The organism is Acinetobacter sp. CIP 51.11, from assembly GCF_000369665.1.
Lineage (GTDB): Bacteria > Pseudomonadota > Gammaproteobacteria > Pseudomonadales > Moraxellaceae > Acinetobacter > Acinetobacter lwoffii_S.
Window position 1 is genome coordinate 50450 of sequence record NZ_KB850131.1, and the last position, 11621, is coordinate 62070.

13 protein-coding genes are annotated in these 11621 nt (G+C 36.6%); 1 reads left to right on the top strand and 12 read right to left on the bottom strand.

Going from position 1 to position 11621, the window contains the following annotated elements:
* Window positions 1–9: 9 nt before the first annotated feature.
* The 10 genes from F894_RS14685 to F894_RS14730 all read right to left on the bottom strand — a co-directional run bounded on the left by F894_RS14685 (window position 10) and on the right by F894_RS14730 (window position 9779).
* Window positions 10–825, bottom strand: a complete 816-nt coding sequence (locus tag F894_RS14685; RefSeq protein ID WP_005248715.1) for a VirB8 family type IV secretion system protein — start codon at window positions 823–825, stop codon at window positions 10–12.
* Between the two features lie 162 nt (window positions 826–987).
* A complete protein-coding gene (gene virB5, locus F894_RS14690) occupies window positions 988–1689 on the bottom strand; it encodes a P-type DNA transfer protein VirB5 (RefSeq protein WP_005248718.1) in 702 nt (233 codons plus the stop codon).
* An 11-nt stretch (window positions 1690–1700) separates the two neighbouring features.
* Window positions 1701–2726, bottom strand: coding sequence for a TrbL/VirB6 family protein (locus F894_RS14695; RefSeq protein ID WP_005248720.1), 1026 nt, complete (start codon window positions 2724–2726; stop codon window positions 1701–1703).
* A gap of 23 nt (window positions 2727–2749) precedes the next feature.
* Window positions 2750–3049, bottom strand: coding sequence for a hypothetical protein (locus F894_RS14700; RefSeq protein ID WP_005248721.1), 300 nt, complete (start codon window positions 3047–3049; stop codon window positions 2750–2752).
* A 2-nt stretch (window positions 3050–3051) separates the two neighbouring features.
* Window positions 3052–5514 carry a VirB4 family type IV secretion/conjugal transfer ATPase gene (locus tag F894_RS14705; protein WP_005248723.1) on the bottom strand — a complete coding sequence of 821 codons (2463 nt, stop codon included), beginning with the start codon at window positions 5512–5514 and terminating at the stop codon, window positions 3052–3054.
* A gap of 7 nt (window positions 5515–5521) precedes the next feature.
* A complete protein-coding gene (locus F894_RS14710) occupies window positions 5522–5848 on the bottom strand; it encodes a VirB3 family type IV secretion system protein (protein ID WP_005407440.1) in 327 nt (108 codons plus the stop codon).
* Entirely contained in the window at window positions 5848–6153 is a 306-nt protein-coding gene (locus F894_RS14715; protein ID WP_005248725.1) for a TrbC/VirB2 family protein, read from the bottom strand. The genes F894_RS14710 and F894_RS14715 overlap by 1 nt, the downstream gene beginning before the upstream one ends.
* A gap of 134 nt (window positions 6154–6287) precedes the next feature.
* A complete protein-coding gene (locus F894_RS14720) occupies window positions 6288–6965 on the bottom strand; it encodes a lytic transglycosylase domain-containing protein (protein ID WP_005248727.1) in 678 nt (225 codons plus the stop codon).
* Window positions 6965–9217, bottom strand: a complete 2253-nt coding sequence (topA, locus tag F894_RS14725; RefSeq protein WP_005248729.1) for a type I DNA topoisomerase — start codon at window positions 9215–9217, stop codon at window positions 6965–6967. The genes F894_RS14720 and topA overlap by 1 nt, the downstream gene beginning before the upstream one ends.
* A 283-nt stretch (window positions 9218–9500) precedes the next feature.
* Window positions 9501–9779, bottom strand: coding sequence for a hypothetical protein (locus tag F894_RS14730; RefSeq protein WP_005248732.1), 279 nt, complete (start codon window positions 9777–9779; stop codon window positions 9501–9503).
* Between the two features lie 526 nt (window positions 9780–10305).
* On the opposite strand from F894_RS14730, the gene F894_RS14735 reads away from it, so the two are divergent.
* Window positions 10306–10545 (top strand): hypothetical protein, encoded by a 240-nt coding sequence (locus tag F894_RS14735; protein WP_005248733.1) that lies wholly within the window; start codon window positions 10306–10308, stop codon window positions 10543–10545.
* Between the two features lie 23 nt (window positions 10546–10568).
* Here the strand turns inward: F894_RS14735 and F894_RS14740 are convergent, their stop codons facing one another.
* A complete protein-coding gene (locus tag F894_RS14740) occupies window positions 10569–10889 on the bottom strand; it encodes a hypothetical protein (RefSeq protein ID WP_005248735.1) in 321 nt (106 codons plus the stop codon).
* A gap of 11 nt (window positions 10890–10900) precedes the next feature.
* Window positions 10901–11173 carry a hypothetical protein gene (locus F894_RS14745; RefSeq protein WP_005248737.1) on the bottom strand — a complete coding sequence of 91 codons (273 nt, stop codon included), beginning with the start codon at window positions 11171–11173 and terminating at the stop codon, window positions 10901–10903.
* Window positions 11174–11621 lie beyond the last annotated feature (448 nt).

Genomic DNA, 11621 nt, shown 5'->3' on the forward strand with positions numbered 1-11621 from the left:
AATGATCCTTTACATTCCTTGTTGAGCTTGTGGCTGAACAGCAGCCCCGCCTTGTTGAATAGGAACATAGACTTGCTGACTAGGTTCAACAACCACAGCTTGCGCTACAGGTCTGTTAGGAGATAGTTCAGGATCGACACGATAGCCCACGACCTTAAAGCCGAATGGGTTTTTAATTAGATCTTTTTCTACCAGTTTATTTAGATTGTTCGGAGCATATTCATATCGAATACTTGCAATATAATATTGTGGCTGTTCATCACGATTAGCTTCGACTGAATGCAAAGTCTTAGTGAAGCGGACACTAGCGGTAAAACCTGTTTCATCCTGATTAGTCTGGACAGAAATCACATCAACTTTTAATTCATATTTTTTGCCGTATTTTTTATCTCTTGCACTATCACCTTCATAGAGTGAAGCAAAGTCATTACCGACCTGATTACTACTCATAGTCATGACTAAATCATAATCTGGCTGTAATAACGGATAGAAATAACTCTCACGGGCGGTTACATAACGAGTAATGTTATTTTTATCAATTAATTCTTGTTTGCCTTTTACTTGCTGATCATCAACAACGCCCACGTATTCAACATTTCCTTGAGCTTTATCTACTGTGAAAACAACAGGTACAGTCTGGCGCATTGGAGCTAATGTCACTAATCCAATGGCTTCTAAGACGGCCACGCCCACCGCTACTTTTGCAATAGTCCAAGCTTTACGTTCTGACTTAGCTCGCATCGCAATAAGATCTGCTTCCCAATCCATAGCTTTTTCATAGCTTTTAGCTTCTTCAGCAGCAGATACTTTTTTAAGTTTGTTCATGATAGACCCGATAGACCCTATTAGAGTTATTTCTCTAAGTATGCCAAAAAATATAAAAACCGTAAACCAAAATTGTATATTTTGGTTTTATTAATTTAATGTTTTCTGAAAAATTTCAAAAAAAATACCCATTTCAAAAGAAATGGGCTTTTTTTTAAAAGTTTAGTTACCAGAGTAGCCGTCAAGAATGTTGCCTTTTTGGGCAGCACGTTTTAATCGACCTTCAATTTCAAGCTGTTGTGCTGCATCTTTTTGAGCTTGCGCTTGCGCCTGCATCAAAGCAATTCGGTTTGCATCATTAGCAACTTGTGACTGTTCCGCTTGAATCCTAGCCTGTAACTCAGCGATAGCTTTAGCATCAGTAGTGTTATTGATCTGTTTACGCAGATTATCAATCTGCTCAGTACGCAGATCCGCAACGCCTAAAGCTTGCTGATTTAAAGCCTGTGTTTGTGCATTGTTATTTAATGCAGCTTGACAGGCTTTATAGTTCTGGCCAGTTCTAGAAGCACAGTCATAAACCATTGTGGCATCACGAATGTTTCTAGCTGCTGAAGTCATACCATTGACACCACTTTGTTGGATGCCTTTATAAATGTCAGCAACATCACTTGGAATCACGTCTTTAAGATATGGATTATTGACAGCATCACCGAAACCACGAATACCAGTAATGGAATCGTATTGCTGTTTTGCCTGTTGGATCTGGTTCACCATCTGATTGTATTGCTCACCCCAAGCCACCATATTTTGAACAGCTTGAACAAGGTTAGCACCGTCAATGACAGGAATACCTGTAGCATTGGCTTGACCACTAATAAACAAAGATGAACCTAAACCCAAAGCTAACAATTGTTTTTTCATTAGAAAAATTCCTATTTGTTTCTTTTGAGGTTAGAGAGAGTGTGTCGTTGATATAACGGCTTAGATCCTCCTGTATTCGAGCTATTGGAATTATTAGAGCTGCTAGAATTCCCTTGAACACTTCCCCCAGTGGTAGGAGTAGCTGAAGCACTATCAGATTTTGAATTATTACCGCCACGACCTTTAGTAATTGCTTGAGCTACAGCACGACCGACACCTTGGACACCCGCCCCACCTGTTATGGCTGAAGCCATCGTTGGAATGTTCCACATGATCACTACAATAGTTCCCGCAACAATACAGAGGGAAACTACAGAAGTAAGAATGTCACCCGCATCAAAGTTATTAGTGATTTGCGTACACATGCCTGAAACGAAAGCAAAGAGCATACTGATAATTGCTGTGATAAAGCCTATGGTGAAAACATAGCTCAATGTTTGAGAAAGCCAACTTTCAAAATATTTTTGTGTAGCAGGGAACATTGCACACAGAATGAATATGGGACCAACGCCTAAACAAAGTTGCAGACTGATTTTTGCCAGTAAATATAGGCCAGTACCAATGAAGAACAATAGGAATTGAGCGACAGAAACAACAGCAGCAGATAAATACAAGCCAATATCAGGGAAAACGCCAGAAGCTGATTCAGCTTCCTCACCTAATTTTTGGATTAAATCACCCCACGGAACGCTTACTTGATCCAATAAAGCACCTAACGAAGATTCACCACCTGGACTAACAATCTGAATTAAACCTATGGCTAGTCCGTTAATAGCTTCAACAACAAAGGATTGATAGACTCCCGCACTTAAAGCAATTCCACCAACAAAAGCGATCTTAAAAAACTTCCATAAAGCGGTATAAATAGAATCTTCTTGTGCACCAGTCGCAATATTGTAGCCAATGATCAGGATATAAATTGTTGCAGCAGTCAAAGCTATAGGAACAATTGCAGAAGCGATATTACTACTAACACCTGTCACGTAACTTGCTAATAGAGAATCAATTTTTGTTTCTAATGTAGTAATAATTGCCATTGCAATCCCCTATGAATCCTTAATTATTTTGAATCGGGGTTATATCCATCGAGGATATTTCCTGATCCTTTTTTAGTTTCTGGTTTTACTGCTTTTTGAGGTGCAGAAGGATCATATTCATCAAGAATATTGCCCTTTTGGGATGCTCTAGCCTTGCGCTGCTTCAATTCTTCTTGCTGTTCAGCAGTTAAGTCTTGAGGTTTTAATTGTTGTGCAGCCTTTACTTCTTCTTTTAACTGTTTAACCTGTTCCTTATCATCGGAACATGCAGTTGTTAAAGTAGAAATAACCACCAAACTTGATAGTGCTAAAAACTTAGTCATGACTAAGCAACTCCTTTTTCTGAAATTAACTTTTTACGTTCTGCGATTCGTTGTAAGAAAAGTTCGCCCCAATCGTTAGGATCTTCACCAACTTCATTCATGAGATTTTCGAGAAGTTCTACATTGTCTTTAGAGCCTGAAATAATCTGTAAAACGTCACGCATTTCGCCTAGATCCATTTTGCAGAGTGCGGAACGGCTACCTTGCTTAACTAGGAACATGCGTGAGTTTTCTTCTAGCTCTTTAATAATTTCAAATTCTTGCGGAGTGACCTTAAAACCGTTTACATAGTCATCGTAATCAGCACGAGGATTAGGTAAAAAGATTTGAGTAACGCTTTGTTCAACCATTGTTTTACCAATGTCAGAATCTAAAACGTCACTTGGGGATTGCGTCATAAAGACACCTAGACCATTCAATTTACGAATAGTTTTCTGCTTATCTTTGGCAAAATCTTTGAAATATTCATCTGTTAATGGCTTCCAAAACTCGTCCATCCAATAAATAAACGGACTACCATCAATCAATGAATCTGTGATGTGTAATAGATAAGCCATGATTGGTGTACGGACTTCTGGATCATCTAAAAATTCCGTGTAGTCATAACCAAAGATTGGCATTTTGGCTTTAGAAAAGTCTTGAGTATCGTATGGATTATCAAAGACCCAAGATAAATTTCCGTCATGATCAGCAGTGTTACACCATTTAGCTAAACGATCCTGAAGCGAATCGCCCCCGCCATTTACTTTCAGATTCATATATAAAGCTGAAAGTCTGCGGAGTTCTAACGGCATATCATCACGCATAATGGTACGAACAGCCTGACTGATTTCCAGATCTTCGGCAGCATTACGAACGCCACCTACCAGAATTTTTACAAGCTTTTCTACAAACTGAATATTTGTTTCAGTCGGTGGTAGCTGCAACGGATTAAAGCCAGTTGGTACACCACGCTCTAAGGCATAGTATTGCCCCCCAATCCGTCTAATCCCAATTTCTGCGCCCCTATCTTTATCAAAGAAAACACCCTTCAGATTTTTATACTTACAAGCAAACATCATCATGGCCATGACTAGGGTTGTTTTACCCACACCAGTTGTTCCAATGACACACGTATTACCTGGCATCTTGTCATCTGTAGAATCTTGCTTATCTGGGCTAACATGATGATTAAAGTAAAATGGTTGGCCACTTGGAGTTTTAAATAAAGCTAGTGCTTCACCCCAAGGATTGCCGTCACGCTTACCTCTTGCGAAGTTATGAAAAGGGCTTAAAGCAGAAAAATTTAGGCTTGTGAGATATGCTTCTCTTGGACGCATATTAAAGTTACCCGCTAATTGCGAGAACCATGCACATTCAGGAACAGTATCAATTACAGCCATTTTGAACCCTGCTTCATCTGATAAAGCAGTTCTGGCACTCGAAACATTTAGAGCAACTTGATTTGGTGAATCGCCAAAAATCGCAAGCGTATAGTGATATTCGCCTAACTGGAAATTCCCGCTATTAGCTTCACTCATAGCCAGATCAATATCACGAATCTCTTGATCTGAAACGTCCTCTACAGAATTTAGTTGGCCTTTAATTGTTTTTAATTTATCTACAGCATCACGCTTGCCATAAACCGTGAAACTTTGAGTTTCAATGTATTCATAGTTTCCATACAGGATGGAATTGCACATTCCTGATTCTGATAAACGTGGAAATTCTTGAATATCCAGAAAGCCTACATATTTTTGCGCTTCAGGATGTTTGATCTGTAAATAGCCGTTTTTGTCACCAAAGAACAAGCGACTACTTGGAATATATTGATCAAGATTAGCCTGTCTTAAAGGGATTTCTTCCCAAACTCCATTAGTTAAAAAACCAAGCAGATTACACATTTCGGAGTAGACAAAACCTTTCTTGGTATAGGTCGCCAGACGTTCTGGATTGTAGTGATATAGACTTGCTTCAACCTGTTTGGCTACATCATCCAAAATATCGAGATCCCGCTTAATCTGCTTTTTCAGGGCTACTGGATCACGACTAGCTTTACTCTTAAAAATCTTTGTTAATCTGGAAATTTCAGGACGATAAAGAATTGTTAAATACAATTCAGTAGCCATCTGTTTATTCTTTTCACCCTGAAACTGCTGATAATATCTTTCATTAAAATCAGCAATAAAATCATTTTCATAAACGCCATTTAGACGTTCATTAACTCCCCTACGAATCTTATGCGTCCAAACAGCAAAGTGACCGCCACCTAAAGCTCGATAAAAATTATTTAATCCTTCTTTACGGATTCTAATAATATCGGCTTCAACTGTTTCAAACGAAATGCCTTCTAATTTCCATGTAGCAATGTATTCACCATTTTTAAGCTTAATAACATTGTTGGAAACATGATTACCAAACGGCAGATAGTCTGAAATTGCGACTTCAGCATTTGCGCTATCTTTAACTTGCTGTTTTGAACGCATGATATTGTTATTTCCTTTTCTTTAATTTAAGTGGCGAAAATGAGATTGCTCCCCATTTTTGATGGTTCTGGATCTGTTTCCCTCTTATGCGCCACCGCATCAATACTTGCTTTAATCGTTGGTCATCTACTTTTGTTATTGCCCGCATCCAGAAGTAAATAGGCACATAAATAGCTGCTATAAATAAAGTCACATAGGCACTAAGTAGATAAAAAGACCAACCCGCTAAAAGAATTGCTACCCCCGTCACCAACAAAAAAGGCAACATTGGAACGCCAAAAAGCATGGCAGGACGAGTGCAACCCCTGAAAATTGGATCAGAAAAATTCGACATTAGTTAATCAGCCAAGCAGCGATACCCGCAGCACCACCTACCAAAATCCCCCCGATAACGATGTTAGAAATGTCTGACCACTTCGCTTGTTGCCAAGCCAATTTAAAGCCAGCCCACATGATAGTGATGGTAAATACAGTTACAGCCACACCCGCTAAGACTGACTGAACATTAGCCATAACTGTATTAACTTTTGAGATTTGAGCAAAAGCAGGGCTTGAGATTAACGTCATGAACAACATCAATACGCTTGCTTTGAAACCAGTCGTTTTAGTCGTTGTTATTTGCGTTTGATTTGCTTTCATTATTTTCTCCAAGTGAAGCAATTAAGACCTAGCGCATTAAGTACCAAGAATAATATTTTTGGAAAATAAAATATTGTTCATTGGTACTTTATATTCAACATATTACACTAAGTTTTAAACTTTTTGAAAATATTTTAAAAGATCATAGAAGATTTTAAACTTTTTTCTTTTTCTTTAAAGTTTGTGCCGTTAGTTAAGAAAAATGAAGGCCGTTTCTCCACTACTGGAAGGCTTTGAAGTTCTGTATTTTCGGTATATCCACTGGAGTTAGGCATATCTGCATTAGTAGCAAAATATGCAAGCTGTTCCGAACTATTCATAGGAGGTGAGGAAGGATTGAATTTTACAGGCATGGTATTGAGTGAACCATTTGCAAAATAATTCAAATTTCTTGATACTTTCGCTACATACCCATTTCTAAATCCTGATGAATGGTTGCCAGTGTTATAGCAAGACATAGCTTTATAAATATCTTTGCCTTTTGCCCTATTTCGGCAGTCATTAAAGATAAATTGCATTGCGCTTAGATTAGTGCAGGGATCAAAAACTTGCTCGACACTAAGATTTAGTCTTTTGAAATTAGCACTATTAATTTGAGCAAAACCAACATCAATATTTCGTCCCTGGCTAATTAATCTTTTGGCCACAGATACAGCTTCTTCATAGCTAGTCGGCTGTTTTTTAAGACCTGCGGCACGATTAACCCCTATCGCAAAAGGATTAAATGAGGATTCAGATTTAACAATTGCAGACGCAATATTTACATCAACTTGTGGCGCACATTGTTGTGCCAAAACTACGAAATCAATCATTACTTTTTCACCTCAAATTTTGGCTTACCTTTTTGATCTGGATAAGTAGCGGAGCACCCATTTTTATAGTTGGTACATCCCCAAAAATAGCCATTTGCCCCATTGATCCGTCTTAAATCACTGGCACATTGAGGACATGAATAGACTTCAAGAAGTGGCTTTTTATTAACTTCAGGCAAAAAGACTTTGCAATCTGTTTCCCGATTAGGACAGAACCAGATCGGATCTTTACCTTCTTTTTTGGATCTGAATAATGACGTTGAGCATTTAGGGCAAGGATATTTGATTTTCTCTACTGGCTGACCTTTCTTGTCATCCATCGAGTGCTTACATTCCTGATCATTGCAGATCCAGAAAAATTCTTTAGTTTGCGAATTTTGGAATTTATTTAAGCGACCTGTTTTACATTTAGGGCATGAATGAATAACTTTTTCGACTGGTTTACCCTTGTCGTCATCCATCGAGTGCTTACAGTCCTCACTGCTACAAATCCAAAAAAATTGATTGGTTTTAGTATTCTTAAATTTCTTTAACTGGCTTTTACACTTTGGACAATGTATTGCGTTTATAGCTGTCAGTTTTGAAGCTGTACTTAGCTCTTGAGCAAGTTGAGTGTATAAGGCAGAAACAACCGAATTATATGAAGTTTCACCAGATGCAATTTTATCTAGCTGCAACTCCATCTCTTTTGAATAGTGCAGATCCAGAAAGCTAAACTTAGCTTTCAACAGACTACCAATTAGATCATTCCCTAATTTAGTTGGTTTTAAGACTTTCTTTTCTACCTCCAGAAAGCCCTTATTCAGAATATTGGCCATGATTGATGAATAAGTAGAAGGGCGACCAATCCCACAACTTTCCAATTTTTTAATTAGTGAAGCTTCTGTATAGCGTTTTGGTGGCTTAGTTTGTTTTGCAATAACTTCACCGCTTTCAACATCAACTACAGAACCAACTTCTAAGACAGGCACCACGCCTGAAGGCTCGTTTTCATCTTCATTCAGGCAGTCTTTACCAAAAACCATCCACCCTTTTTTTATTAACTCACGGCTTTTAGCATGGAACTTATATTTTCCATCTTCAGACAGTAATTCCAAAGTAACGGCTTTATATTCAGCTTTGGCCAATTGACTTGAAATAGTACGTTCCCAAATCAATTGATATAAAGCTTTTTGTTCTGGTGACTTTCCTAGATCTTTATCAGTTATGTGAACAGGTCGGATTGCTTCATGGGCATTTTGCGCCCCATCTTTTTCCTTAAACTTATTAGGCTTTTCAGGTAAAGAAAATTGATGTTCATTAGCATAAGCAAAGATTTCTTCTACACTTTCATCAGCTATATTTAGGCCGTCAGTCCGAATGTAAGTAATTGCCCCCTGTTCAAATAATGCCTGTGCTGCTTTGGTTGTTTGTTGAGGGCTAAAGCCTAACGCCACACTAGCAGCTTGTAAAAGTAGGGCTGTAGAGAATGGAGAAGGAGCATTTGAATACTCTGTTTTTTCAGTGCAGTTTAAAACTTTAACTTTCTTAGTTTTTGCAACTTCTTCAGCTAAGGAACGATCTAAAACATAAGGCTGATCCTCAGTTACAAAATCCGTTGTAACCCATTGCGAGATCCATTTTTTAGGCTCTTTATCAAAACTCAAATTAACGCCAAAGTGGTTAGTAACTTTGAATTTCTGGATTTCGATTTCTCTAAGGACAACGATTAAAACAGCAGGAGATTGTACCCGCCCCGCAGATGAAGGCTGACCCATAAGATTAGATGCAATAGGGGAAACTAGATAGCCCACCAGACGATCTAAAGCCCTACGTGCTTCTTGAGCATATACAAGCTGATAATCTAAACCACGCCCATTATTAATGGCTTCTTTAATAGCTTTTTCTGAAATCTCATTAAATTCTATTCGTTCAAATTGACCATCTTCCAGACCTAAACATTCTTTTAAATGCCATGAAATAGCTTCACCTTCCCTGTCTGGATCGGTAGCTAAATAAATCTTATCTGCTTTATTCAAAAAGGCTTTTATTTTTTCAATACGTTTTTCGCCACCGTCAAAAGTTCTGTCATTAACTTTGGCATCAGGAATAAATGAATATTCCATTGCAAAATCATTGGCTATATCAATACCTAAACCTTTTCTTGGTAGATCCCGAACATGGCCAACACTGGCCACAACTTTAAAATCAGATCCTAAATAACTTCCAATTTTTGAACATTTGTTAGGAGATTCAACGATTACAAGATTCATGGGTTATTTCCAAATTTTGAAATTTAGGAAACTCGAAAGCCCACAAAGAAAAGATGAATATAAGAAAGCAACTATTTGAAATTTAGTGAAATCTAGAAGGATTTCTAAAAACTGTGCATCTTGTGGCATGAAGCACACAAGATAAACACATGAAATTAATAGAAAAAATTTTAAATAATTTCTATATTTATTCAAACTAATAGTCATTTCCTCAAACCACACCTTAGAGCTTTAAAGAATACAATCCAAAATATACCATATTGGAAATGACTTTTGTATTTTTTTACTTGATTCTTATTATTTTCACTTCTTCTGTATAAATTTTTTCTTTCAAGAAATCATTAAGCCTAGTTAGATCCTTAAAGATCCTAGCTTTATCTTTCTCTCGTCTAGTTGTTAAAGTCCAAACCTTTTGGCCTGACCATGCCAGTTTTGCTGTGATAAAAAATCCACCCTCAAATTCATTAATAATTAACTCTTTAATAAATCCTTGTTTATTAGATTCCTCTAGAACCACCTCTGAAATAGAAAAATCAGGATCAATATTTATAAAATCAGTCATCCATAAAACCTTTTAAAGCACCCATAGCAAAGGTGCATTATCATCAATTTAGGTAATCTTGGTAAAGTTTTTTAAATAATTTAAAGAAATTTTAAATATTTTGTATAAAATCTGCTTTAGTCATGACTAAAAATCTCGATGCTTAGATAAAAGCAGTAGCATTTATCCAGGCATCTATATTACTTATCTAATCAAGATCCATAGCAGACATATCAGAGCAAAGTGTCTACTTTGCGAACTGGCGCAATCAGTTCAATTTTCCCTTCCCTGATTACCGTTGATTTTCAAGTGAGCTTTAAAAAGCTGTGCTTTATAAATGGCGACCGCAGAAAATAAACTGCTCCTATCTGATCTAGTAGCGGGACTTAAATAGTACATAGTATGAGGTTAATAAAAAGGTTATAACCCCTCGTTAAAACATACTATCGCAAGGCAATTACTCATAAATGGCGACCAGATATAAGTAGTAAATTATTTGAAAAGGACTTAATATCCACCTGTGGACATTTATTGATTAGGATAAGTTATGACTGAAGAAACAGAAGAAAAGGTACTAGATCGCAGAAAAAGGTATAGAAAGAAGCCTACTACCAAAACTCCACTTTCAGTTTATTTCAACATGGATGTTCCTGAAGATGTTGAAGCACTGGAAGCCTTGGAATACTTAAAAGATATTTATGGTGGAGAAAAGCAAGGAAAAAGTGTAGCAGTCAAAGAAGTATTAAGAATTTTCTATAAACAATTGCAAGAAAAAAGCCTGATTTAATCAGGCTTTTTTCTTGCAAAAACTTAGGACTTTTTAACTGTAGTAACTAACTTATCATCTACATAAAGATAGACTCTTTTGTTATGTGTATAAGATGAAATTTTAGGTTGCCCTTCTCCACCTCCAACAGATCCGTCTTGATTACTACTAACGAATGAACAGTGAGGAAAGCCTTTACCTTTAGCCAGATCTTTTTTTACATCACTAATTGTAGACTGACATTCAGAAACATTAAGACCGCCAGCAAAACACATAAAAGCGCGACAGCCATAATTTTCATCTTTAGCTGCAACTAAGGCAGATGCACTAGCTAAAGTTAAACCTAAAATAAATTTTTTATACACAAGTAGTCACTCTATGTAGATGAGTTTTCCATTACGAATAACTTGCCTTCAAATTTTAAAGATATTGTTTTGGCATTGCTGCACATAGAACAAATCTCTTGAATCAAGAAGGGTAAATTCCGTGTGAATCGAATTTTTCCCGATGCGGTATGAATGACGTGATCAACATCATTTACTTTAACAGTCACAAAATATTGGAACTGTTCGTTCATACCAATTTCAACACCATAGTTATTGGCGTTGAAGTCATCGACTGTTTTCAAGTCATTCATCGTTAAAGCCATTTCTGCAAGATCCCTAGTTTTTTAAAAGTTAAGTGCGGATTCTTACAAAATATAAGTAATTTAAATATGTAACTGAAGTGTAACTGTGTGTAAAAGACACAAAAACATCAATTATTTTTAAACACTTTTAATATATCTCAAAAAGTTTAAAACTTTAATTAGAAAGTTAAAACTTTTGTAAAAAGTTTGTATATATCAAAGCTTATATTTTTTAGATCCTTACCCTTTTTGTCATGTAAATATTACTTTAATAATCGTCTAAACATTTCTAAAAACTTTTTTAAAAAAACTAGAATCGGGTTTAAAAAGAGTTTAGATAGAGTTTAGGAATGTTTATAACAGTTTAAGAGCCTTAATTTCTTTTTGTAAAACATGATTTTACAAGGTTATAACTATACGTTTTGTCGCTATAACTATACGTTTTGTCGCTATAACTATACGTTTTGTC